We start from the raw sequence: 21853 nt of genomic DNA, 5'->3' as shown, positions 1-21853 counted from the left end.
GATCAGCCCCCGTTCCCGATAGATTCTTCGTGAATGTCGATCGACATCACCTGATAGCCCGCGGGGTTGATATCGCGCTGGGCTGCGGTCAGGAGCGTCTTTTTGTAGTTGTACCCAATGTTCGCGATGTAATGCTTGGGCGGCTCAGGAAGCGGACGGCTCTTGAATTTGGTCTGCTTGGTGTACCGAATTGTGGCTACGCCATGGGCCGCGTCGACATAGCGCGAGTTGATGGTGACCCTATCCATCTGCGAGTCACCCAATACCTTGTCTAGGGCCTTGTCGCCGGTATAGCGCGCCTTTCGCCACTCATCGGCGACATCTGGGCTCGCCATGAGGCCCACGGCGTCGTAATGGGTCTGCTGGTTGAAGTAGTCGTAGGTTTCGTAATGGATGATGAACTGGGAAGCCCAGTAAATATCGGTCTGTTGGCCCAGGGAAGTCGCTTCCGGCATGGTCGTCATACGAACGTACTGACCGTCCGCTTGGGCAACCATGAAGTTGGTTGGAAGGGGCTGAGAGTAGCGATGGATCACTAGGCCCGTTATGCCAAAGGCGATAACGGTCAACGCGAACAGGCCGCCGGCGAGCCTCCAGGCGGTGGAGCGAGATTTCAGCACTTCATCCAGGAGCTCGGTTTCAAGATCCTGGCGTTCCGCTTGGAACTTGGCCATGTTCTCGCGCGTGACGGCATCGCCAGTACGATCAGGTTTTTCCTTCCTATTCATGTTGGGTACCGTCCTTGTGCGCCACGGGTTCGCTCGCCGCTGGGGTGTAAAGGTGCGGCGGCACGGTCTTGTTCACCGGAATCATCCGAGTCATATCGGGTTCGGGCGGCGGTGTAGGTTTCGAAGAGCAACCCGCTACCGCCAGGGCTGCGCACAGCGCAGCCGCTGCTATCGAAAAACGACGCATGGCATTTACCTCGGTACTTAAAAAGATAGGGCCAGAATAAATCCTTGAAATTGCAATTTCAAGGATTTATTGGCCTTCGACGCGGAAGACGATTAGCGGCGTGAGCCCTTGGCCATGCCCTGCATAGCTGACCCGATTTGGGACCCACTTCCTTTAGTATCGCCAGCACCTGACTTGCCCGCGGCGCCTGCCCCACTAGGTGGGGTTTCTGCTTCGGAAGGAGCTGGATCTGGTTTTTCCTTTTCCCCGCCGCCGCCTCCTTTACCGCCGCCCTGGGGAGCAGCGGAGCGACCAGGCCCTCCTCGCATAGCGGTACGAGCAGCTACGGTGATACCACTACCCCAAAGAGCCGCCTTTTCGGGAATTTGGAGAAGCACGTACATCGACACAACCGTAATGACACCGGCAGTTACCATTGTCGTAACGATATCGGACCCGGTACCTGTCATCGCGCTAGCTAAAGCCTTTTCATAAAATTTAATCATTAGTCCGAAGACCGACGCGACTAGAATTATAGTTAGCCCATAGGTGATTACGGAACCGATCCACTTATCAAACATTTGGCGCGTCGCTTCCCATAAAAGCATATATAGGAAGATGGGACCAAAGCAAACCGTTATAGACATCCAGAACTTTGCAGCCAATATGAACGCAGCGCCAACACCGCACATAATGACTGTGACAAACATGCTCCACATACCAAGCAGGGCAGAGGCTATGCCGGAACCACTAATCCCCGCATTTTTGAATGCTTGCTTGGATATCGTGATTCCCTTGTCAAGCGCGCTGTCGATTGTATTCCCCATGGTCTCTTGGGTAGGTGGAGCGCTTCCACCTACGACCAACATATTGGCAAACTCATCGGGCGCCTTTAGTGCCAAATTGGCAAGGTCTTTTTGGAACCAGCCGCCAGCGCTGGCAAAGCTAATGATAAGTGCATATCTGAAGAACCTTGATACCAATTCGCTTAGAGGCTCACCGTCTCCAGATGCCATGGTATGCAAACCCGATATCATTAACGACATCGTTAGGCCAATAGCAACCAGTGGCGTGACGGCTAACGTAATAGCTGAAAGATTCTGGGCGACGAATTCCGTGGAAACCGTGTCCATGTAAGCCAGAAGCTTTGATATAGCATCATAATTAGCCATCAGCCGTGATCCTTCTACTTACCAAACACGAAAATATCGCTTTCAGCTTCCAACGCGTTCTGACAGTCAAACGAAGCCCGAATACGAGAATCCGAATTGCATTGCTCTACACGCGCCTTCCGCTCGCTTTCATGTTGTTTATACCAGTCCTTCGACTGGGCTTCGTTCTCATCCCTGCAGCCCCCGAGGGACAACAGCGATAGAATCAGTAGCGAAGTAAAAATTCTCATCAGAACCTCAAAAATTAGTTACGTCTGGAGCTGTATTATCTTGTACATCCCCAATCATCCAGCGTTCAACCGCAGTATCATGCTGCTGCTCAAGAATCTTATCCTGCGACGATTGCATCATTGACATCAAATTGACCTTGGTTTGCTCAGCCTGAATTGCTCCTTGGGCGGTACTGATCCTTGCTTGCAAATCAGAAATTTCCTTTTGGGATGTAGTAGAGTCGATTTGCTCTGTTAATGTCTGGATATCGTCCAGTTCACGCATTTGATTGTTATAGGCGTTCTCAGTCATGACCCGATCATAGGCGCCTTTTTCTTTAACTTGTTTTTGAACAAAGTCCAAGGCCTCGGTTTTATCCATGCCTGCAATCTGGTCATCAAACTTCGATGACATAGAGCTCGCATCATTGGCTATCGAGGAATTTCCATTTGTAGCGTCTGAATATATCGTTGACGCGTCTTGAGGAAGATTTTCTTTGTAGGTTGAGGTGGAATTCGGCAATAGGCCACCCATACCGCTAGCCCCGGTCATGGCCCCGTACATTCCCTGCTGTGTAGACAGCTGCTCTTTCAGGTTTGCCAGCTGTTGAACAAGCTGTTGCGCCTGAATCACATTTTGCGCCAGGTTTACGGGGTCATTAACTACAAGCTGGGCTTGAGATATCGCGGGCATAGCGGCGGCGAGGCCCCCACAGATGGCCAGAGTGAGCAGTTTTTTCTTCATAATCGTCTCCATTACACTGCCTCCTTCCAGTATTTCGGAAGGAAGACGGCCGGGTCATTCCCGTGAATGTTGATGATGTTTTGAAGCAATGCGGCGTTATTGGGCGTACCGGAAAGCACGCTGATAACGTCATCCATGCCGCTGAGGTTCATGACCGCCAGCGTGGACTGCGTACCTTGCTTATAGAGGAATTGCCGGCTGTGTTCGGGGATGCTGAGCATTGCCTCGAATTCAGCCTCTGTGACGTTCAAACCGCCCGGGCCGTAGTCCGCCCAGGAAGCGTCAGGGTTTTCGAGCAGGATCTTCGTCACGCACTGCTGGGTCACCGTCTTGCCAATACGGCTATCCAGAGCATCGTTGGCTTCCTGTGTGGCGAAGATGTAGATGCAGTCCCGCTTACGGTCCGTCTTGAGGCCGCGCTTGATCTCTACTTCCATGATCGGATCGTCCAGGTATTGCGCAAACTCATCTAGGACAATCTCTGTACGGCGAGTTCCGTCAATGGATCCACGAATCCGGAAGAACAGGTACATCAGCAAAGGCGTGCGCGCAGGCGGCGCTGGCTGCTCCTTGGCCACGATGAAATCGCTGAGGTCAAACCCGTAGATGTCCTGGCTTTTGAGGTCGATCTGATCTTCATAGTTGTCGAAGAGCCAGCCATATTCGTTCCCGCGCAGCCACGGCTGCAGCAGCTCGGAAAGGCTCAGCGCGCCGTCCTCAGAAAGCCGAGCCACGTTGGATATCTGGCTCGAAATCGCAGAAAAATCACGCAAGTGATGAGGAATGGTCCCGCTGGCCATCACGTGGTCAACGGCAGCATTAAGGCGCTCTACATACAGCTGAGACACTGGCCCATTGTTCGTAATCTCCACGCAGACCTTGAGCAGGCGCTTGACGAACGTGACGTTGGTCTTGTTTGGCTCAAGCTGCGCAGGGCACCAGCCTGTGCTCACGCCGTCCTCGAGGACCGTATAGCGACCCCCCAAAGACGTGATCAGCGGCATCATCCCCTGATCCTTGTCGAAGCAGTACATCCGGGGCAGGTACTTCGTCGAGGCAGTAAGCAGCGCATTGAGCAGCGTTGTTTTACCGGCACCCACTCGGCCAAGAATCAGGGTATTACCTGGCGGCCGTTTCCCGAGCGAGTCCTCATTCGGATGGCTGGCATGGAAATTCACATGGAGAGGCGTGCCCGCGGTGGTCCTCACCAGCAGCACCGAATCTCCCCAAGGATTGTTGTGCGCCTTACCTGTCATGAAATTATGGAACGAGTTGAAGCTCAGGAAATTCCAGCTGTTGATCGCTGCAGGACGGGGTGCAAGCGCTTGGTTGCCTGGCAGCCGCGCCCAAAACGCTGCATCCGAGGCAAGGCCAACCGGCGCGGCCTTCACCGCGCAGTCGCCAAACATGGTCATCGCCTTGCGCGCTTGTTTCTGTACAACACGGGGCTCATGGCCGTAGGTATGCAACGTAGCGTGGTGCCAACCCATGATGAACCGCCGGGAGGCGACATCATCGGCAGCCTGGCTCATGCCCTTGATCTGCGACTTGCTGCGGTCCTTGGTTTCGAGCAACGCCTTTTCCTGGCGGTCCAGGAATCCTTTAGCCGCCGAATTGGACATGCAGCAGTAGCTTTGGGAGAGCACGAAATCGAAGTCGGCCTCCATGAGGCGATTCAGCTGCCCGGCCTCTGTGTTTTCGTCGTAGTCGGTGATTTCTATGCCGGCCGTGTAACGTTTTTCGTCGATCGAGCGCAGCTCAATCAGATCGCCCCACATCGACGAGATGGGCCGGGTGGTCATCAGATAATTGCGAATGCGCCCGCGGCACACGGGCACCGGCTCGAATTCGCCGTTGCACAGGAAAGACAGCCATTCCAACGCCGAGGAGTACGCACGCGCGGTACCAGGAATCTCCACCGCAGCGTGCGGCTCCGCCTCCACGTCATCCAGTACCTGCTCTGCATAAGCGTCCTCGGGGTCCACAGAGAGGTCAACACCCTCAATCCCTAGATCCTCAAGCGTGTAGCGCTGGGTCGGTGCCTCAATCGGAAGGCCCCGCTCATCGCGGTAATAGATGCCCAGGGTTTCGATACCGTAAGAGCGGAAGCTCTCCTGGATCTGGTCGGTTACTTCTTCCAGGCCTTGAAGGGCCTCCGCCTGCAGCTCATCGAGCGCTTCGCGCGAAGGCCGGTCGAACCGGGCAAACATTTTCTGGGTCGCATCGCCGACGGGCTCATAGACCACGGTCAGGTAGAGGTCATTGACCAGCATCGGCTTCGACTTGAAGGATTCGCAGTATTTATCGGCAAAATGCTGCGCGAATTTCAGCTTGAAAGACGTTTCTGGGTAGTCATCCACGGTGTGATGATGCAAGTGCGTCCAGAACTTTACGCGCTCCGTGCCGATGGATTTGATCATCTGGTTCAGGTCGCGCAACCACATGACCATATCGCGGTTTGACGCACAATCATGGGCGCGCCCGCGAAGTTTGAAGATGGTCAGGTACTCACCATTGACGGTGCTGATCACGGTGTCCGTCAGGTGATAGGAATAGGGCAAATTCTTGGAGACAGAAGGCTCTTTTCGAAACTTCAGGCTTTTGCTGATTTCTCGCGCTTGTACACCCATCAGTCCCGTACCTCGTAATCAATAGGCGAACTGGATGAGCCGCCCCAGCGTTTGGTGAATGGCGAATTGATCCGATTCAGAACCTTCGTCCTGAAGCCCAGATACAGAATCCGGAACATCCGATCATCATGCTTGGATATGCACCATTCGATGAACCAGAGCAGGCCGAACAACCCCAAGGCCCACAAGTGAATGGTCATGAAAAGCGTGGCGCAGAACATCAGGGTTACCCCCAACACCGTCCTGGGTACGCCTAACCACGTCGGAAGCCGGGTGGCCCCCTTGAAGAGGGGGAACCGGCCGGATTGCCACGACATTGCTGTACCTCCAATCAAAAAGGGCCTGCAGCGCAGGCCCTGAAAGAGGTTCGACTCAGGCCGAGGTCAGGCCGAAGAGGCTGACCAGGTAGGACGCCGAACCGATCACGATCAGACCCAGACCCAACCGCACGGCGGTGGTCATCTGAACCATGTGTGCCATCCAGCCAATGGCGGTGACCACGATCAGGATGGTGGCGGCCAGTGGAATCCAGGTGTCCAGCCAGGTCTGAAGAGAGGTCATGGAGGAACTACCGGTATCTACACCAGCGGCGCAGGCAAAGCCGGAGAAAACCATGTAAAGCAATCCGCAGAAGACCGACAGACCGTGTTTTTTGACGAACGAGGTTTGAGTTTCAGAAGTGACCATGTGTTTCTCCAGGTTCAGATTGTTGGAACGAGTCCCACTGTTTTAAAACTAATCGGCATTCTTCAATGCCTAGTTTTTTGTGAAGGAATTCTGCCAATAACCTCACATCAGCCCAGGTTCTGACCTCTTCACGCTCTTGTACGCGCAATGAGCACGTTACTGTTTCGCCTGTCGAAGTCATGACTTCGAACAAAGGCATCCACACTTTCTTGTCGATACGAATAATCGACGCTGACAAAATCTTTCTGTCCTTACCGATTTCCTCCAGTTTTCTTTGTTGTATCAGGAAGACTTTCATCAGGCCTTGCTCCGGCATTGCCCCGGGCTGCAGCTTCAAAGGCGTCAGGTTCACTCTGTTCAAAGGCATCCCCTTGCGCGTTTCTTGCGAACGCATCAGGGGTACCGAGCGATCGTGTTGGCGTTGACGGCACAGGCGAAACGCCCGCCTCCTCGGAAGGATCCTTGTCCGGTACATCGCCATTACCTTCGGTTGCTACTAGCGCAGGGACTTGTAAGGTATTGGCTTGGGCCACGATCCTTGCCACATAACCATTCCCAAACCCTCTAGTTTGAGACCCGGTGTTGTAGCAGCTCAGCGCGTGCCTAAGCGCTTTTTGTCCTTCCCCGTGGTCTCGCACTGCCTGTTCATAACAGCCGCGAAGCACCACCGAGGAAGCCTGCAGATTATTGCAGCCGTCGAGTAGGCTTTCAGCATCTGTATCTAGCTTTGAAAAATTCGCAGAATTGACCATGCCCAGGCCAACATCAAAATTACGGCCTTCGGCCTGCCATTCCCTGATGATGGCCAAGGCCTCAGCACGGGTTTGCGGCGCATGTTTAAGGCGGTTGCCATCGTTCACGTTCAGGTTAAAAGGGTTATTTGCAGATTCATGCGCTACCACATACGCCATCGTCAGAGGCGAGACGCCTGGCGCGCAACGTTTTGCCAACGCCATCACACTGGTCGACAATTCGGCGTGAGCCAGTGCCGAGCAGCTGATGCCGGCTCCAAAAACGAGGGTGGCTAGCGCTAGATGTCGCATTTCCCATTAGCCCCTGAAATTGCAATTTCAATGATTAATAGCTAGTCTAAGGGTATGGACGTTTATGTCAAGCGGCCAAGGCGATGAAGCCGACGAGAAGAACAATCAGCAGCAGAGGCATGGAACGGTGCCCAGTAACCGTATCGAGTTCGTACACCTGGCAGAAAGACCGCCGGTTGGAAAACCCCGTTACAGAGACCCGGCAAACCCGTTTCAGACCTGGACAGGTCGAGGTAAGCGACCAAATTGGCTCAGGCGCTACCTGGAGGGTGGCCGTTCTCTCGAGGAGTTCAAGATCAACGAAGAGGAGTAGCGCGATGGGTGATGTCGTAGCGCTGAAACAAGGAAAGCCACGGAAATCGCAGCAGACCGATTTATCGGCGGCGGCGAATACCCCGGTACCCAAAGCATCGCTTTGGCGCCGCTTGGGAGCAGTGCCCAAGGTATGCGCAGTGGCCGTCGTCCGCAGCTTAGGGCGCGCAGCAGTAAACCTGACGGGTGCCTTGGTTTCGGTGGCAGCTCGAGTTCTGTGGAGGTGTCGGCGGGAGGTGTTCGTGGCGTTCGGGCTCGGCGCACTGACACTACTGGTCGTTCTTGTGTACCAGGGTGTGCACCAGTGGCGTGATCCGAAGGTTGTAGGACTATCCATAGCGGGTGTACTGCTTTTCCTTGGCCTTGCAGCCATCTACGACGCGTTAGCCCAGGGCCTGAGAAAGCTGGACTACTCCATCAACGGAGGTAACTAATGGTGTCGAGTATATCGAGAAAATGGATCCGCGCCACTGTTTGGATCCTTTGTTCATCTACCGCGCTGCTCTCGAACACCGTCTGGGCCAAGGATCCTTGTAAGACATTGGCTTGTATGTACGGCAAGTTGGGCGGAGCTGGCAGCACCTTGGACGGCAGTGAGTCGGAGTGCAAAGGCCCCATGTCCGACTTCTTCAGCATCGTTGTGAAAAAGCACGGAAAGTTTAAGGCAAGCGCAACCTCGGACGCCCGGGAGCAGTTCTTGAACAGCTGCAAGGGCGCTGATGAGAACCAAGGCCCAGTGGACGGAATTATTGGGAAATTCGGGAGGGTAAGGTCACTATGATCAAGGGTATTGCGCTTCTGGCTATGAGCCTGGGCTTGTTAGGTGGCTGTGCTACCAAAGCCGAACTCGATGCGACCAACGCCAAGATGGTGAGCATGCAGAATCAGATCGCCAATTTGAACCTGAAACTCGATGCGCAGGCGCAACAGCCACGCCCTGTGGCGATCGCGCCGCGTGGTTGCATGCTGGGTGGACAGCTATATTCACCAGGAGCCGTTTTTGCAGGACGCATCTGTGAAGACGCACGCGCAATACGTCGATCCAACGAGGCTGAGGAATGGGGATGGCGGTTGCGAACCACCAACCGTTAAAACAGAAAACGGGCCGTCGGCCCGTTTTTTTCGCACCGCCGCGGCATCGCTGAGACGGCTGACCGCACCAGGGCGTTATCCGGCGGACTACTAGGGGATGTTATGGATGAAATTGTATCAGCACTGACAAACTCACTTTGGTTCTTCAAATTCATCCATCCTGCAGCAGCAGTGTTCTTTACCCAGAGCGCCATACGGCTCTACCAGAAAAAGACCGAATCCAAGCCTCGAACCGGGCTGATTGCCTATTGCGCCGCCGGTGCGGTGTTATGTTGGGCGAGCACAATTATCCTATGGGCGCCCTACTTCCAAAGCGACAATACGGCGAGTTGACTGAATGAAACAGAAATACTCGGAAGCAGAATGGCAGCATCTTCTTCCCAAGCTGCAATCGTTCCCTGAACGATCCCTTCTAGTCGCACACTCGCGGCTGGTGGCTTCCCGGGCGCGCAAAGATGTAGCGAACGACTATGGCCTTTCCCCTGCCCATATCACTGTGATTACAAACGCCATCGAAAAAGCGATCACCGAAGGTGCACCACCCTCCTCCCAACCGGCCGCGCCTGAACTGGGCTCTGGCAGTTCCAAGCGATCGCGCTACACCCAGGAGCAATGGGATGAGGCGATTGCCCAATGGAAGCTTGACTGCCCTACCGGCGTTCCCGAAGGGCGGAAGCAACCATTCCCGGCAAACGCCTTCGCTATCGCTCGCGCTGTGTTGGTACTTGGCCATAAGCAACAGGACGTTGCTACCGCTTTCGAAGTGCAGCAGCCAACCGTACAGAAACATACCGATGCTATCGCGAAGGTACTTGAGCCCTTCTTACCTAGTCGGTTGATACCACTGGTGCTATGGGTACGGCCGGAGGGCATCGAGCCACTAAAAAAACTATCAGCGCAACCACCGGTGGCCAGTTCACCAGCCGCCGGACGAGGAAGGCCGAGCAACTATTGATTGGGGCTATGATTCCATATTGATTGATAGAATTTAACTAGAGCATAGACCGTTTAAGTGGACTTTTTAAGGGTGGCCCGTATAGGTCACCCTTTTTTATTTCGGTCCACCCGTGTTATGGTGGACCCATAGGGTATACCCAAAGGGTCCACCGGAAAAAACTAAAAGGGCTTGACGCCGGTAAATTTCTGAGGATGAGAAATGGGTTCAATCACCAGCGGATCAGATTTCACGAAATGGATTCTGTCTTGGGTTTCCGTAACAGGTGCTCAGTCGTGAAAGTCGCCCGCATCTACCTTCGCGTATCCACTGACCACCAAGACCTGCAACGGCAGGAACGCATCGTCGATGACGCTCGGACCCAGGGCTATTACATAGCCAATATCTACAGGGAAAAAGCTACCGGAACCCGAATGGATCGTCCGGAGCTTCAGCGGCTTATCCAGGATTTGCAACCAGGTGAGGTGTTGATCGCGGAGGACATAGACCGGCTTACCCGGGGCGAGTTAGGCGAGTCCGAGGAGCTGATCAAGCAAATCCGTGATACCGGTGCCCAGTTAGCAATCCCTGGCGTAGTGGACCTTTCCGAAGTGGCCAAGGGCCAAGAAGGTATTCCCAAGATCATGATGGAGGCCATGCAAGAGATGCTGATGCGCATAACCTTGCATCAGGCGCGGGCTGACTGGGAAAAACGTCGGCGCAGGACAGCCGAAGGCATCAAACTTGCGCGCGAAGCGGGCAAGTACAAGGGTCGCCAGGCAGACGTAAAGCTGCATCAGCGAATCATCACCTTGCGCCAGAGTGACCACTCGATCAAGGCCACTGCAGACATCCTCGGCTGTGGTACCACAACGGTAAAACGGGTATGGAGCTCCTACATGGCCGAACAAAAAAATACGGTGGCCGGCAACCAGGCTGCAAAGGAGGGCAGGGCATGACATCCAAGGCTCCGATTACTGCGCGATCACTCCAAGCGATCCTGGAGCACCACGCCGAACGGATTCAAAAGGAGAAAGCGCAACCGCTAAAGGGCCATGAAGCGGAGCAAGCCCAGCCGGCCGCCGAAACCCCAGCCGCGCTCAATCTGCCGCGCGCAAAGCCCCCAGCAAAGCGCAAAGCTGCGCCTGCCGTTCAGGCCGAGGAGGGGCTGGAAGAGGAGCTGGATCTGTTCATAGCCACGGGCCGCGCAGCTGCGCCTCGTGATGAGCTTGCCACCATGGAACACCCGTTTTACGCGATCGAGGACGGGGACCAGCGGATCATCAAGTATGAGCACAACGGCACGTCGCTTGAAATTACGCCGTCCGTGAAGGGCAGGGCGACCATTCACGACAAGGACATTATCTTGGTCTGCGTTTCCAAGATCGTGGATGCGGTGAACCGCGGCGAACCGGTTTCCGAAACGGTCTGCATCACCGCGCATGACATTCTCAAATTCACGGGCAGAAGTACCAGCGGGAGAGGTTATGACCTCCTCGAGCAGGCCCTGGACCGACTCGCCGGAACCCGGATCAAGACAACGGTACCAACCGGTAAGGCAGGCCAACGGCAGCGGGAAACCTTTGGCCTCATAGATAAATGGAAAACCCTGACCCGGGGCAAAGACAACAGGCTCGAAGAGCTGCGCATTACCCTGAGCAAGTTTACCTACGACGCGGCCTTAGCTCTGCAGGTGCTCAGCATCGACCCGGGATATTTCAAACTACGCAAGGCCACCGAAAAACGCCTGTACGAGCTGGGACGCAAGCACTGTGGGGAACAAGCTCGGTGGAAGATCGGCCTGGACCTGCTGCACAAGAAAGTGGGCACACGACAACCCCTGTTCAAATTCAGGCATTCGGTACGCGGGATCATCGACGCTCGCTCACTGCCTGGCTATCACCTCGCCTATTCGCACCTGGACGATACCGTGACGTTCTTCAACCACAGTGAAGCGGGTCTTGAAGCCATGACCCAAGCACTTGCCGCACTCCCTGCGGAGACTGCATCAGGTACCAGACCACGCGTCAGGGCTCGCAAAGCTAACGAGCGTAAGTAATCGTCACTCTGCGGATAAACCTATCTAAGCCCATGATTTACTTACCTAAATCATGGTTTTTTTTCTGAGTGGCTTTTTCCCTATTCCTTGAAATTGCAATTTCAATAGGCCTTCAGCGCGTTCGTCACTCTACGGATAATCGTGCTCGGGGGCGCATCCCTTCATTCGTCACTCTACGGATAAACCCGGAGGCTCGGCGGGGCAGGGTTCGTCACTCTGCAGATAGCAATTCGTCACTCCACGGATAAAGGTTCGTCACTCTGTGGATAACGGCATTCGTCACTCTATGGATAAAGTGTGTCTAAAAACCATTTAAAAACAGTTGGTTACGAAACCGTAACTACGCGCGCGCGTCTTTAACTGGCTTAACGTACTTAACGTCCCTGGGCCGAGTGATCTGCGACCAATCCCATTGCCTGCCGGCGGCGGCCACTCCCTGCTCCCTGACAGACTCCGGCTACGCCTGCGCTAGTCAGCGATCAGGAACCGGCTCATCAGTGGCCCCACGTCGATACCCAGCTAGACAAAGCTTATTAGTTTGTTTGTACAGAACAAACAAACTATGATTGGGTATTACCAGAAGGAGTTCGTCATGCGCCCGCCCGAATTTTCAGAAGAAGAGGTCATTGCTGTTGGGGAGCGGCTGCAGAAGCAGCATCCAGAGCGCTCTCCGACTGCGTACAAGATTCGTGGCGAACTGGGCGGGGGGAACGTGGCGCGCATCCGCCAAATCTGGAAGGAGCACCTGGCGAAGGTGCCGACCCTGGAACAGCATGAGGTTGCTGAGCTGCCCGTAGAAGTTGCCCAGAACCTGGAGGAAATGACGAAGCAGCTGACTACGACCCTTCAGCGTGCTGTGGTCGAGATAAACGATCGTGCTGTCAGAACCGCTGAAAGCCGCGTTGCAGAGGTTGTACGAACTGCCTCGGAACAACGGCAGCAAGCGGAGCAGGAAATCCTCAAGGCCTCGGATCTGATCGAGGACATCGAAGCTCGCTTAATGAGCCGTGAAGAGGAAGTAACCAGCCTGAAAACCCAGCTGGCCTCCAGCAAAGAAGCTGAACAGGCCAGCAAGGTTGCCCACGCCCAATTACAAGAGCGCCTGGTCGCTGTAGAACAGGCTTACAAGCAGTCCGAGGAACGCGAACGGGAGCTCAAAGCCTTGCTGGAGGAGTCCCGTCGCAAATACGAAGAGTCGCGCCAGAATGAAGCGCAGGCTTACGGATCGGTTAAAGCGTCGGAGAAGCGCCATGAGGAAGACCTTGAAGTGATCGCAAGGCTTCGCCTGGAAATCAGCGAGCGAGACAAGGACATTGGTACCGCACAAGCTGAACGTGCACGCCTAGAACAGGAGCTGAAAGACCACAAGTCCCATACAGCCCAGGAAACCCAGCGCCAGGCAAAACTCATCCAGGCCAAGGATACCGAAGCCTTGGAGGCGCGCCAGGCCGAGCGCGGCGCTCAACAGATCATCGCCAACCTTCATGGCCAGATCGAGGTTCTAAAGCAGCAGGTCAGCGAAGGAAAAATCCGTGACTAGCGGCCCACTCGTTGCTGCACTGGCGCTGTGGTTGCTATCAGCCTCAGCCTCAGCCGCGATGAATACCTGTACGGTCACCTTTGATCACGGTCAGGAGTTACAGGTACCGGTTGCGCGCACCCTTGAGGAGCAGGCCGCTGGGTTAGCCCACGTTCCTGATCCAGGCCCTGGGATGGTGTTCGTGTGGGACACACCCGCGATACGGGCTTTCTGGATGAAAGACACCCCAAAGCCTTTGACCGGTGTCTGGATAGGTGAAGACGGCAAGATCCACAGTATCCAAGTGATGGCTCCCGAAACGGATGAGGCTCATTTTTCGGTTTGGCCTGTCATTGCTGTCCTGGAGGTACCCCCTGGAGTGCTTGAGTCCCACGGGATCACGAAACTTTCGCGGGTGGCTTCCAGCAGCTGCTTTTCCGTAAGAGACCGGCCCCAAGCAGCCGGCTAAATTTCCGATTACCTTGGACAAACGTATGCCAGAACGTCAACAGCGACGACCTAGAACAAACGACCTTGAGGCTATCCTGCGTCCGTTCATTCAACCTCTCGTTAACCCGCGAGAGGCAATTGTCGTCACCCTGCGCACTGCTATTGCGGCAGGTGCTTTAAAACCGGATGCCCACATCCGCCAACAGGCATTGGCCGATGTCTTCCAGGTAAGCCGCATGCCTGTCAGGGAAGCACTGCGCATTCTCGCCGCAGAGGGCCGGGTGGACTGTGATGATCACCGCGGCTGTTTTGTAAACAGTCCAAAGCCCATACCTGACACGGGTTCGCTCGACCTGCTCCTGGGCCAGCTTTGTCAGCATTATCGTCAGCTGCAAAACGATTCAGAACGACAGACATTCAGAGCCCGTGTTGAGCTTGCGCTGGTTGAGCCCGCTGCCTGCGGCCATGAAGCATCGTTTTAATTCTCCTCCCTACCTGTAGCCAGTTGAGCTGGTTGAAAGTGCAGAACCGGAACAGGCGTAGCCGGGCCGGTTCTGTGCTTTCAACCAGCCGCCGCCGGCGGGCGACTTTGAGGCCCTGAGCAACAACAGAAGGGTCAGCCATTGAAGAACTTTAGAGCGGCAACTCTCAAACCCCCTATTTTCGGGCCTCTCAAGGCCTTCCATAGCTCACCAGTTGAGCTATCCCTAGGTCACCAGCTACGCCCCAAGGTAGCTCACAGTTAATGAGCTAAGGTAGCTCACCAGCTATGAGCTACCCCTGACGTGATCTACCCCTAGTTCATGAGTGCTCGATAGACGACAGACTTGCACGTTACCAATCAATTTTGTTAGATAGCGTGCACGGATGATCTACCCCTAGCTCATCAGGTGAGCTACCCTAAGCTCAATCTTGCACGATAACTGACAAACTTGAGCGATAGCGTTCACTACCTGGGTACTGACTATGAGCAAAGACAATCCCGAGGTTCGTAAGCTGGTTCAGCCTGCAGACCGCGGTACCTGGGTACAAACGGAGCGGGCCGGCCATGAGGCATTGGCCCAACTGATCAGCCAGGCACCGCGTGCTGCCCAGTTGTTGCATGTGCTTGTAGCCAACATGGACAGAACCGGCGCGCTCATCGCGAGCCAGGCCACATTGGCCAAATTGACCAACGTATCAACGGCCACTACCAAGCGCGCCCTGCAGGTGCTGATTCAACAGCGCTGGATTCAGACGATCCGCTTGGGAAGTGAGCGTGGCGGCGCGCTGGCTTATGTGGTGAACAGCCGCATCGCATGGGCTGACAAACGCGAAAACCTCCAGTACGCCCGCTTCAGTGCTCAGGTATTGATCTCGAGCGAAGACCAGGTGGACCTGGGCACCGGTGAGCTCAAGAGCATCCCATCTGTGGGGCTTGGCGAGCAGCAGTTACCATCCGGTGAGAGCCTATCGCCGCCGGCGCAGGATTCCTTCGAAGATATGCTGCCCGACCTGCCTGCGCTTCGGGAGCGCGAGCACGATTTGACCTGAGTTCCTTGCCTCAGAAACCTGGCCCTTTGTCTATCGGAAGCACCAGCTGAGGGCCCTCATTGCGCACATTCCCTACCGCCTTGTCCACGGGAAACCACTCGAATGCTTCCGAGGGCAACCCGTGGCGGAGCGCGAGCTCTTCTGCTCGCTCAAGGCTGGTATCTGGGTCTACCCACTCCCTGGCATGCTCCGCTGAGAGCACGATCGGGCGCCTGTCGTGAATGTCGATCATTCCACCCGCTGAGTCGGCGGTAAGGATCACAAAGCCATCATCCTCCCGCAGCTCAGCTTCTGGTTCTGGGAAGTGTCCAATCGCTGCCATGAACATCGGTTGAGTGCTGCGTAGGCGAATGAAAAAGGGTTGCTTGCGTTTCGGGTCTGCCGGGTCTTTGACCCACTCGAACCAACCATCAGCGCCTACCAGAGCCCGGTGGGGCCATATCTGTTTGAAATACTTGCCTTGGGTCACTTTCTCGACTCGGGCATTGATCGGCGGGGGCATTTTCCCTTTCGCCCAGAAGGGCTGCCATCCCCACTTGACCGAAGCCACCACCAGGCCGTTCACCAACTGGTGGATTACCTTCACGCGCGTGCTAGGGGCAACGTTGTAGCGTTCAAGCGGTACATCGTCATACCCGGACAGTATCGGAGTAGCGCTATCCAACCGCTCCAGGTATTGGGCAACGCCCTTGTACTGTGCAATCCGTCCACACATCTGCTGTTCTCCGCGTCGCGCCGGTCTTCTTCTGATTGACCGTGAGGGGGGCACATCGTTTACTGTATAAAAATACAGCTATAACGGATCAACCCCTATGGTTCACATTCTTGGCCCTGTGGCCGCTCGGGGCGCTCTTTTGTCCCTCTTCGACTTCAAGGTGCCTGCAGGCTTTCCATCGCCAGCGGCCGATCACATAGAAAAGCGCATTTCCCTGGACGAGCTGCTGAACGTCAAAGCACCGCATATCTATCTGGTGCGCATCGAAGGGAACAGCATGGTCGGTGCGGGCATTTTCGACGGTGATTTGGTGCTGGTAGACAGATCCATTGACCCCGCGCATAACCAGATTGTGATAGCTGCGATCAATGGTGAACCGTTGTGCAAGCGCCTGATTCGGCGCGGCAATGAGGTCATTCTGGCTTCGGAAAATCCGCATTTTCCCGCGCGGTATGTGCTTGAAGGCGAGGAACTGTCCATCTGGGGTGTCGTAACCTATAGCGTGCGCAGCCATGATCCCAAAGCATGAGCCCGTCTTCGCACTTATCGATTGCAACTCCTTCTACGCAAGCTGTGAGCGGGTCTTTCGCCCGGACCTGGCCAAGACACCCATCGTTGTTCTTTCAAACAACGACGGTTGCGTCATAGCGCGCTCCGCAGATGCCAAGCCCTTCATCCGCATGGGCGAGCCCTATTTTCAGATCAAGGACAAGCTGCGTGCGCACGGCATCCTTGCATTCAGCAGCAACTACGCGCTGTACGGCGACATCAGTGAACGAGTGATGACCGTCATTGAGTCCATGGTGCCGGCCAGCGAAACCTACTCGATTGACGAGAAATTCGCTGACCTGACCGGCATGCAAGGTGACCTGGAACGGCTGGGCCGAGATATCCGGGCGCGTGTCTTTCAGTACACCGGTATTCCAGTCGGTGTCGGGATTGCCGGTACGAAAACCTTGGCCAAGCTGGCGAACCACGCTGCCAAGAAGTGGCAGAAAATCACGGGTGGCGTCGTGGACCTTCGCCGCGTTGAAGTGCGCGACTGGGTGCTGAAAAAAACCGAAGTCGGGGATGTGTGGGGGGTAGGCCGCCGGATGCAGGCGCATTTCCAAGGCATGGGAATCAACACTGCCTGGGATCTGGCGCACGCGAATGCGTGGGCACTACGCAAGCAGTTCAACGTGGTCATCGAGAAAACGGCGCGTGAGCTCGCGGGCACGCCTTGCCTCGAGCTGGATGAACCTGACCCGCCCAGACAGGAAATCTGCTGCAGTCGCATGTTTGGCCAGCGTGTGACGGATTTAGAAGGACTCCACCAGGCGGTGGCCAGCTACACCATGCGTGCCGCCGAGAAGATGCGCAACCAAGGTTCGGTCTGCAAGAAAATCCGGGTGGCCATCCGCACGGGGATGTTCAGCCCGGATGAAGCAAAGTATGCCAACGGAGCGCTCGTTGAACTGCCCTACCCCACGGCTGACACACGGCTCATGGTCAAGGCTGCGGCTCAGGCCCTTGAGCGGCTGTATCGGCCCGGGTACCGCTACAGCAAGGCGGAAATCATGTTGGTGGACCTTCGCCAGCGGGGCGAGTACACGCAGGATCTATTCGCGGAAGTACAGGCCCCAAGCGCGACCAAAGTCATGGGGGTTCTGGACGAGATAAACGGCAAATGGGGGCGGGGCACCTTGCGGTTGGCCTCGGTGCCATCTGAGCCCGAGTGGAAGATGCGTCGGGAGCTGTTGAGCCGCGCGTATACGACGCGCCTGGCCGACCTGATGACGGTTCGTTGACGTGTTACGTGCAATCAATTGGCCAAATTGGATAGCTTTTTGGATGAAGTGGAATCACCTAGAAAAGCGCTCACCCCACCGTTACTGGTCGGTAGCTTGTTCGGACGCTATGCTGGCCGTGCCGCTTTTTCTGGCGGTACTCACATAGGCCAATGAGGGTATGGACATGGCATCAGATGACGATCTGTACGAGCTTCACGCGAAAAATGCGGTAGAAAAAGCCGGTCGTGCAGGGTTCGATATTGGCCGGGAAGTTGGCCGAAATGAGGGCCGAAATGAGGGCATTGTCGATGGCATTGAATTGGGCAAAGCCCTTGGCTTTGTGGCTGGTGTGCAGTCTGTAGCAGCCGCGCTTTCAGATGGCACTCGTAAGGGCTCCTCCATGTGTGCGAAAGCGCTAGAGAGCTTGAAACGGCTTGGAGCCCTTGAAGAAGAAAAATAATCAGTAGAAATAGATCCCGCCTGTTAGAGAAGGCGGGTATCTAGTTTCTAGGCGCCAGCAATATGTGCCTACGATGAAACCATTATTTTACCGCAAAAATGAAGTAATGAATGGCCTGAAGCTCCTTAAATCATAGAAGGCATTGGTTGTGAGCATTACTCCTAAAAAATCTTATAATTCTAGAATAAGCATGAGAACTGTCCATCTCATGTATAGTTTCAATGTGTTAGACGAATTTCATTCCTTACTAAGCTATGCGGCTATCCAAAGCGAAAATCGGATTCGTGAACAGTACGAAGCCATCCGTGCAGAGAATTTCGAGAATGAAGATCATTTGGAAGGCTATAAAGCTTGTCTAGAAGATGATTTTCATCAATTAGAAGAAGCCAAAAAATTAGGCCACGCACTGGCGATAACGGGCCTGTATCGGCATGTCGAAACCCAAAAAAGGAGGGTGCTGAAAACTACCTTTCCAGACATGGGAAAGAAAAAAGTAGATAAGATAGTTTCTGGCGATCCTCAGAACGAAATTGATTGCACGAAATTGATAGGTTTTGCCGCAGTTGATGAATTGAGAATGCTTAATAATCTGATCAAACATGCGGGGTCAAAAGCTGACGCAGATATTGCTAAGAAATATTCTGGCTGGGTTGAAAATATGGAGCTGCAGGACCTGGACAAAGCCTATGAACGCTTGAAGCCGTTAGTTAAGCAGTTCATGCGTGCTTTTGTAAATGAGGCCTTCGATCGCTCACCTGCTTTCGAAGCCGCGCCTGCAAAAAAGGTGACTGGTTTCATACGGAATTGAAGATTGAGGGCAAGGAGCACTGGATGTACGCTGCTCCCTGCTTCCTCATACTTACAGCCCCTACTTAGGAAGCTGATTTCCCATTGCGGTGCTCGCACATTACGGTGCTATTATTAAGAACTTTAAAAGTCGCATTCTTTGGGATAAAGGCGACCTTTACCTTCATTTGGGAATCCTCAATCGTCGTCTCTCCTTGGAAAATACGTTCATGCCGATTCGTAGTTAGATAACTTTCATCTAGAGACCATGTTCCTTTCCAAGTACTGTTCTGGCTGAAGATAGATGTTGTACTTCCGTCTGAAAAATATTCAGACTCATACCCGTTTGACCCGCCACCAATGCAGTACCACTTGCCTACTATAGACTGCTTACCGTCTGTTTCTCTAAACTGCACCAATCCTTCTGGTTTTACTGGCTGTGATGGCACGATTGCCTGCTTTGCATTCTCTGTTTCGCACGCCTCGCGGCCCATGTCCCGAATCCCTACCTTGTCCACTTCGGGCCAAATTGTGTATGCAGTCAGAATACCCGCTCGTAGCATATTTTGGTCGGATGCTGTGGTCGCGATCGAAGGAACACTCATGACAGCTTTTTGCTGATCCCAGCCTTTATCTCTAAGTGAGGCCGCCACTAAATACAGGTAAGCCGTGCGCTCGCAGTCTTCGGCATAGGCCGACCCGACCGTAAGACCACATAGAAGCATTGGGATGAGTCGTAGATACATACAATAATCCATGGATGGGAGGTATACAGAGCTTATATTGTCATCATTTCTGATGACAATAGGCCACCTGCCGCTGGGGCAAAATTCGCTCTACGTTGCGTTTCTGTCTTTTAGCGTGGTGGGCAATAGCCTAGTTTCTAAGACGGGTCTTGCTTTTTTTGGACTTTCAATTCCTTACTTCCTCGCCCGGGCTGCGCGCTGCGCTTGCCTCCGGCCGGTGGCTTGCGCGCCGTCCAGGTGGACGGCTTGCCCTCCCCTTCGCCTTCACCCGGTAAGCTCGCCGGCACCGGCTGTTCGCGCCGCCCTGATGGTCTATCCGCCGCCGCGCCTTGCCTGCCAAGGGCTTTCGCGGCATAGCCTTGTCCGCTGCGCGGCCTGCGTTATTCCACGGTCCCCCGGCACGCGGCGCGGCTCTGGACAGCCCGGGCTTACCGCGACCAACCGACGCCGACGAGCAGACCCACCCGTGATTGCGTGCTCCAGGTCGTCGAGGCGGGGCGGTGTCCGCTGCGCGGCCACGCTGGAAAAGCGTTCATGCCCGCTCCCCCCTGTGCACTCGGAGCAGGCCCAAGGTCAAGCGCGCAAAGCTGGATTTATAGTACAATAACATTGTACATACAGTTGACTTAGCGGGGCTGATGCGAGACAATGAACCCGTCAAAGCAATCCTGCTCTGACCGCCCGGATTCAGCGGCGGCAACCGCTCAGGCGACTCTGCGACGTGATGAGGCCCCTATGACAGCTACTACCAAGCACCTCAGCTCAACCCCGAATGATGTAAGCATGAGCGTTGCGGATCATGTCTCTCCAGTTGTGTCCGAAAAGCTGGTTTCGGAGGTGCAGGAACTCCGCAAGGTGATTCCGCATGCTGCGCAGGTAGGTGCTCACCAAACGACTATCTCCCTTGAGCTGTTGGAGGTTCTTTTAGCGTCCTATGGCTCAGCCTAACCGTGCAAGACAATAACCCGGTCAAAGCATCCTGCTCTGACCGCCTGGACCCAGCGGCGGCAACCGCTCCAGGCCCTCTGCGAACTGAGGTACCCACTCCATGAGCATATTTACCCAACTGGCGCTTCCCACCACCTTGCAAGATCTGCTTCGAGCCCGTGAGGAAGCCCTGCGTTTGATTGCTGACGCCCGGCGCCTCACCGAGATGGCCAGTAGCGTCCTAGAGCCCTTTGGGCGGTACCTGCTCCCGCGCGGCGCTCAGCTGCCCGAAGACGAACCGGACGTGCGCCATGAGCTCGACAGCGGCCTGTGGCGTCGTGCTTTCGATCTGACCGGCTTTAAGCAGCTGATGGACGCTCAGGCCGTAAGCGAATTCGAGAAAGGCCTGAGCCCTAAGCCGCCTGCTTTCACGGAGGAAAACATACGGGCCACCTTCATCGACTTGCGGCTGAAAGCCTCGGACATGTTCCGCCGCGGTATTTTCAATGTTTTCCGGTACCTGTCCGACGACTACCGAACCAATGCTTCTGAGCCGTTTCGCATTGGCCGGAAGGTTGTGATGTCGGGCATGGTGAGCTCATCGTTCAAACGCGGTTTGTGTATCTGGTACGACAGGGCAGCCGATCAGCTCAACGATATAGACCGTGTTTTCTTGACCCTGGATAAGCAGCCGTTCCAGCCGCGAGCGCTGGAATCGAGCATGAATGCTGCCTTCGAGGGCCTGGAGGTGTTTGAGAATGCCTACTACCGAGCCAGAGCCTTCAAAAACGGCAACCTGCATCTAGAGTTCAAACGCCTGGACCTACTTGAAAAGGTGAATGAGCAAATCGCCGAGTTCTATGCCGACGGCGCTCTACCTGACGGCCGCAATGCCTAAGAGGATATGCAGTGATGACTACCCAATCCATTACTCGCCTGCAGCTCCAAACCGCCTTGGCCCGGTGCTGCGATGCCAATCCCTCGACCGGTCCGGGCCGGCGTCTGCACCCGGACGCATCATTGATGGCAGACCTGTTCGGTATCATGTTGCACCATCGGGCTCAGGAGGCTGATACCGCAGGCGTTGCGCCTGCGATCCTGGAAGCGTATCAGCGCTGGGCTTCCCCGGCTTAGCATTTGAGTCCTTCGCACCTCCTACCCCCTTCAT

General features: G+C 55.0%; 29 protein-coding genes. 17 read left to right on the top strand and 12 right to left on the bottom strand.

What is annotated here, in order from left to right; translation table 11 throughout:
- Positions 1-2: 2 nt before the first annotated feature.
- From LG385_RS24845 to LG385_RS24805, 10 genes are all read right to left on the bottom strand, one after another.
- Positions 3-728: a type IV secretion system protein gene (locus LG385_RS24845; RefSeq protein ID WP_225776487.1), complete on the bottom strand. Its 726-nt coding sequence runs from the start codon at positions 726-728 to the stop codon at positions 3-5.
- Positions 721-915 carry a hypothetical protein gene (locus LG385_RS25880; protein WP_413247399.1) on the bottom strand — a complete coding sequence of 65 codons (195 nt, stop codon included), beginning with the start codon at positions 913-915 and terminating at the stop codon, positions 721-723. Before LG385_RS25880 ends, LG385_RS24845 begins: the two co-directional genes overlap by 8 nt.
- A gap of 92 nt (positions 916-1007) precedes the next feature.
- A complete protein-coding gene (locus tag LG385_RS24840) occupies positions 1008-2066 on the bottom strand; it encodes a type IV secretion system protein (protein ID WP_225776486.1) in 1059 nt (352 codons plus the stop codon).
- Between the two features lie 14 nt (positions 2067-2080).
- Positions 2081-2296, bottom strand: coding sequence for an EexN family lipoprotein (locus LG385_RS25875; protein WP_225776485.1), 216 nt, complete (start codon positions 2294-2296; stop codon positions 2081-2083).
- 7 nt (positions 2297-2303) lie between these two features.
- On the bottom strand, positions 2304-3032 hold the full coding sequence (locus LG385_RS24830; protein ID WP_225776484.1) for a type IV secretion system protein: 729 nt from the start codon (positions 3030-3032) through the stop codon (positions 2304-2306).
- Positions 3032-5650 (bottom strand): conjugal transfer protein TraB, encoded by a 2619-nt coding sequence (locus LG385_RS24825; protein ID WP_225776483.1) that lies wholly within the window; start codon positions 5648-5650, stop codon positions 3032-3034. Before LG385_RS24825 ends, LG385_RS24830 begins: the two co-directional genes overlap by 1 nt.
- On the bottom strand, positions 5650-5967 hold the full coding sequence (locus tag LG385_RS24820; RefSeq protein WP_225776482.1) for a type IV secretion system protein VirB3: 318 nt from the start codon (positions 5965-5967) through the stop codon (positions 5650-5652). The genes LG385_RS24825 and LG385_RS24820 overlap by 1 nt, the downstream gene beginning before the upstream one ends.
- 55 nt (positions 5968-6022) lie before the next feature.
- Positions 6023-6337: a TrbC/VirB2 family protein gene (locus LG385_RS24815; RefSeq protein WP_225776481.1), complete on the bottom strand. Its 315-nt coding sequence runs from the start codon at positions 6335-6337 to the stop codon at positions 6023-6025.
- Complete coding sequence (locus LG385_RS24810) at positions 6324-6635, bottom strand: transcriptional regulator (protein ID WP_225776480.1); 312 nt, start codon at positions 6633-6635, stop codon at positions 6324-6326. The genes LG385_RS24815 and LG385_RS24810 overlap by 14 nt, the downstream gene beginning before the upstream one ends.
- Positions 6589-7293, bottom strand: coding sequence for a lytic transglycosylase domain-containing protein (locus LG385_RS24805; RefSeq protein ID WP_225776479.1), 705 nt, complete (start codon positions 7291-7293; stop codon positions 6589-6591). The genes LG385_RS24810 and LG385_RS24805 overlap by 47 nt, the downstream gene beginning before the upstream one ends.
- 151 nt (positions 7294-7444) lie before the next feature.
- Here LG385_RS24805 and LG385_RS25870 point away from each other — a divergent pair, with 151 nt between their 5' ends.
- From LG385_RS25870 to LG385_RS24750, 11 genes are all read left to right on the top strand, one after another.
- Complete coding sequence (locus tag LG385_RS25870; protein ID WP_263974755.1) at positions 7445-7693, top strand: H-NS histone family protein; 249 nt, start codon at positions 7445-7447, stop codon at positions 7691-7693.
- A 4-nt stretch (positions 7694-7697) separates the two neighbouring features.
- Positions 7698-8126: a hypothetical protein gene (locus tag LG385_RS24795; protein ID WP_225776478.1), complete on the top strand. Its 429-nt coding sequence runs from the start codon at positions 7698-7700 to the stop codon at positions 8124-8126.
- 343 nt (positions 8127-8469) lie between these two features.
- A complete protein-coding gene (locus LG385_RS24790) occupies positions 8470-8784 on the top strand; it encodes a hypothetical protein (RefSeq protein WP_225776477.1) in 315 nt (104 codons plus the stop codon).
- Positions 8785-8886: 102 nt separating this feature from the next.
- Positions 8887-9117 carry a hypothetical protein gene (locus tag LG385_RS24785; protein WP_225776476.1) on the top strand — a complete coding sequence of 77 codons (231 nt, stop codon included), beginning with the start codon at positions 8887-8889 and terminating at the stop codon, positions 9115-9117.
- A 4-nt stretch (positions 9118-9121) separates the two neighbouring features.
- Complete coding sequence (locus LG385_RS24780; RefSeq protein ID WP_225776475.1) at positions 9122-9739, top strand: hypothetical protein; 618 nt, start codon at positions 9122-9124, stop codon at positions 9737-9739.
- A 275-nt stretch (positions 9740-10014) separates the two neighbouring features.
- Positions 10015-10677 carry a recombinase family protein gene (locus tag LG385_RS24775; RefSeq protein ID WP_318781429.1) on the top strand — a complete coding sequence of 221 codons (663 nt, stop codon included), beginning with the start codon at positions 10015-10017 and terminating at the stop codon, positions 10675-10677.
- Positions 10674-11777, top strand: coding sequence for a replication initiator protein A (locus LG385_RS24770; RefSeq protein WP_225776473.1), 1104 nt, complete (start codon positions 10674-10676; stop codon positions 11775-11777). Before LG385_RS24775 ends, LG385_RS24770 begins: the two co-directional genes overlap by 4 nt.
- Before the next feature lie 592 nt (positions 11778-12369).
- Positions 12370-13317 (top strand): DNA-binding protein, encoded by a 948-nt coding sequence (locus LG385_RS24765; RefSeq protein ID WP_225776472.1) that lies wholly within the window; start codon positions 12370-12372, stop codon positions 13315-13317.
- A gap of 58 nt (positions 13318-13375) precedes the next feature.
- A complete protein-coding gene (locus LG385_RS25865; protein WP_225776510.1) occupies positions 13376-13765 on the top strand; it encodes a DUF192 domain-containing protein in 390 nt (129 codons plus the stop codon).
- A 25-nt stretch (positions 13766-13790) separates the two neighbouring features.
- The gene (locus LG385_RS24755) at positions 13791-14228 is read left to right on the top strand and encodes a GntR family transcriptional regulator (protein ID WP_225776471.1); all 438 of its coding nucleotides are present in this window, start codon (positions 13791-13793) and stop codon (positions 14226-14228) included.
- A 484-nt stretch (positions 14229-14712) separates the two neighbouring features.
- The gene (locus LG385_RS24750) at positions 14713-15279 is read left to right on the top strand and encodes a helix-turn-helix domain-containing protein (RefSeq protein ID WP_225776470.1); all 567 of its coding nucleotides are present in this window, start codon (positions 14713-14715) and stop codon (positions 15277-15279) included.
- A gap of 10 nt (positions 15280-15289) precedes the next feature.
- Here the strand turns inward: LG385_RS24750 and LG385_RS24745 are convergent, their stop codons facing one another.
- Positions 15290-15994 carry an SOS response-associated peptidase family protein gene (locus tag LG385_RS24745; protein WP_225776469.1) on the bottom strand — a complete coding sequence of 235 codons (705 nt, stop codon included), beginning with the start codon at positions 15992-15994 and terminating at the stop codon, positions 15290-15292.
- Positions 15995-16091: 97 nt separating this feature from the next.
- Here LG385_RS24745 and LG385_RS24740 point away from each other — a divergent pair, with 97 nt between their 5' ends.
- The 4 genes from LG385_RS24740 (at position 16092) to LG385_RS24725 (ending at position 19034) form a co-directional block, all read left to right on the top strand.
- A complete protein-coding gene (locus LG385_RS24740; protein WP_225776468.1) occupies positions 16092-16523 on the top strand; it encodes a LexA family protein in 432 nt (143 codons plus the stop codon).
- On the top strand, positions 16507-17784 hold the full coding sequence (gene umuC / locus LG385_RS24735; RefSeq protein ID WP_225776467.1) for a translesion error-prone DNA polymerase V subunit UmuC: 1278 nt from the start codon (positions 16507-16509) through the stop codon (positions 17782-17784). Before LG385_RS24740 ends, umuC begins: the two co-directional genes overlap by 17 nt.
- Positions 17785-17950: 166 nt before the next feature.
- Complete coding sequence (locus tag LG385_RS24730) at positions 17951-18226, top strand: hypothetical protein (protein WP_225776466.1); 276 nt, start codon at positions 17951-17953, stop codon at positions 18224-18226.
- A gap of 190 nt (positions 18227-18416) precedes the next feature.
- Positions 18417-19034 (top strand): hypothetical protein, encoded by a 618-nt coding sequence (locus tag LG385_RS24725; protein ID WP_225776465.1) that lies wholly within the window; start codon positions 18417-18419, stop codon positions 19032-19034.
- Between the two features lie 64 nt (positions 19035-19098).
- Here LG385_RS24725 and LG385_RS24720 read toward each other — a convergent pair whose 3' ends face one another.
- Positions 19099-19758, bottom strand: coding sequence for a hypothetical protein (locus LG385_RS24720; protein WP_225776464.1), 660 nt, complete (start codon positions 19756-19758; stop codon positions 19099-19101).
- 1048 nt (positions 19759-20806) lie between these two features.
- Here LG385_RS24720 and LG385_RS24715 point away from each other — a divergent pair.
- Positions 20807-21583, top strand: a complete 777-nt coding sequence (locus LG385_RS24715) for a DUF4942 domain-containing protein (RefSeq protein ID WP_225776463.1) — start codon at positions 20807-20809, stop codon at positions 21581-21583.
- Between the two features lie 14 nt (positions 21584-21597).
- Positions 21598-21819, top strand: a complete 222-nt coding sequence (locus LG385_RS24710; protein ID WP_225776462.1) for a DUF3717 domain-containing protein — start codon at positions 21598-21600, stop codon at positions 21817-21819.
- The last annotated feature ends 34 nt before the right edge of the window (positions 21820-21853 follow it).

This window comes from Pseudomonas sp. Marseille-Q5115 (assembly GCF_916618905.1).
In the GTDB taxonomy this organism is placed as follows: domain Bacteria; phylum Pseudomonadota; class Gammaproteobacteria; order Pseudomonadales; family Pseudomonadaceae; genus Aquipseudomonas; species Aquipseudomonas japonica_A.
Note: the sequence above shows the minus strand (reverse complement) of the source record. Positions and strands in the feature narration are given on the sequence as shown.

Bases quoted from the DNA above. Each gene is read 5' to 3' on its own strand.
- LG385_RS24770 (WP_225776473.1), top strand. From the start codon at position 10,674: ATGACATCCAAGGCTCCGATTACTGCGCGATCACTCCAAGCGATCCTG.
- LG385_RS25880 (WP_413247399.1), bottom strand. From the start codon at position 915: ATGCGTCGTTTTTCGATAGCAGCGGCTGCGCTGTGCGCAGCCCTGGCG.
- LG385_RS24745 (WP_225776469.1), bottom strand. From the start codon at position 15,994: ATGTGTGGACGGATTGCACAGTACAAGGGCGTTGCCCAATACCTGGAG.
- LG385_RS24830 (WP_225776484.1), bottom strand. From the start codon at position 3,032: ATGGAGACGATTATGAAGAAAAAACTGCTCACTCTGGCCATCTGTGGG.
- LG385_RS24790 (WP_225776477.1), top strand. From the start codon at position 8,470: ATGATCAAGGGTATTGCGCTTCTGGCTATGAGCCTGGGCTTGTTAGGT.
- LG385_RS25870 (WP_263974755.1), top strand. From the start codon at position 7,445: ATGTCAAGCGGCCAAGGCGATGAAGCCGACGAGAAGAACAATCAGCAG.
- LG385_RS24710 (WP_225776462.1), top strand. From the start codon at position 21,598: ATGACTACCCAATCCATTACTCGCCTGCAGCTCCAAACCGCCTTGGCC.
- LG385_RS24765 (WP_225776472.1), top strand. From the start codon at position 12,370: ATGCGCCCGCCCGAATTTTCAGAAGAAGAGGTCATTGCTGTTGGGGAG.
- umuC (WP_225776467.1), top strand. From the start codon at position 16,507: ATGATCCCAAAGCATGAGCCCGTCTTCGCACTTATCGATTGCAACTCC.
- LG385_RS24805 (WP_225776479.1), bottom strand. From the start codon at position 7,293: ATGGCGTTGGCAAAACGTTGCGCGCCAGGCGTCTCGCCTCTGACGATG.
- LG385_RS24780 (WP_225776475.1), top strand. From the start codon at position 9,122: ATGAAACAGAAATACTCGGAAGCAGAATGGCAGCATCTTCTTCCCAAG.
- LG385_RS24840 (WP_225776486.1), bottom strand. From the start codon at position 2,066: ATGGCTAATTATGATGCTATATCAAAGCTTCTGGCTTACATGGACACG.
- LG385_RS24795 (WP_225776478.1), top strand. From the start codon at position 7,698: ATGGGTGATGTCGTAGCGCTGAAACAAGGAAAGCCACGGAAATCGCAG.
- LG385_RS24715 (WP_225776463.1), top strand. From the start codon at position 20,807: ATGAGCATATTTACCCAACTGGCGCTTCCCACCACCTTGCAAGATCTG.
- LG385_RS25875 (WP_225776485.1), bottom strand. From the start codon at position 2,296: ATGAGAATTTTTACTTCGCTACTGATTCTATCGCTGTTGTCCCTCGGG.
- LG385_RS24755 (WP_225776471.1), top strand. From the start codon at position 13,791: ATGCCAGAACGTCAACAGCGACGACCTAGAACAAACGACCTTGAGGCT.
- LG385_RS24725 (WP_225776465.1), top strand. From the start codon at position 18,417: ATGAGAACTGTCCATCTCATGTATAGTTTCAATGTGTTAGACGAATTT.
- LG385_RS24820 (WP_225776482.1), bottom strand. From the start codon at position 5,967: ATGTCGTGGCAATCCGGCCGGTTCCCCCTCTTCAAGGGGGCCACCCGG.
- LG385_RS24730 (WP_225776466.1), top strand. From the start codon at position 17,951: ATGGCATCAGATGACGATCTGTACGAGCTTCACGCGAAAAATGCGGTA.
- LG385_RS24810 (WP_225776480.1), bottom strand. From the start codon at position 6,635: ATGAAAGTCTTCCTGATACAACAAAGAAAACTGGAGGAAATCGGTAAG.
- LG385_RS24815 (WP_225776481.1), bottom strand. From the start codon at position 6,337: ATGGTCACTTCTGAAACTCAAACCTCGTTCGTCAAAAAACACGGTCTG.
- LG385_RS24785 (WP_225776476.1), top strand. From the start codon at position 8,887: ATGGATGAAATTGTATCAGCACTGACAAACTCACTTTGGTTCTTCAAA.
- LG385_RS24720 (WP_225776464.1), bottom strand. From the start codon at position 19,758: ATGTATCTACGACTCATCCCAATGCTTCTATGTGGTCTTACGGTCGGG.
- LG385_RS24740 (WP_225776468.1), top strand. From the start codon at position 16,092: ATGGTTCACATTCTTGGCCCTGTGGCCGCTCGGGGCGCTCTTTTGTCC.
- LG385_RS25865 (WP_225776510.1), top strand. From the start codon at position 13,376: ATGAATACCTGTACGGTCACCTTTGATCACGGTCAGGAGTTACAGGTA.
- LG385_RS24845 (WP_225776487.1), bottom strand. From the start codon at position 728: ATGAATAGGAAGGAAAAACCTGATCGTACTGGCGATGCCGTCACGCGC.
- LG385_RS24750 (WP_225776470.1), top strand. From the start codon at position 14,713: ATGAGCAAAGACAATCCCGAGGTTCGTAAGCTGGTTCAGCCTGCAGAC.
- LG385_RS24825 (WP_225776483.1), bottom strand. From the start codon at position 5,650: ATGGGTGTACAAGCGCGAGAAATCAGCAAAAGCCTGAAGTTTCGAAAA.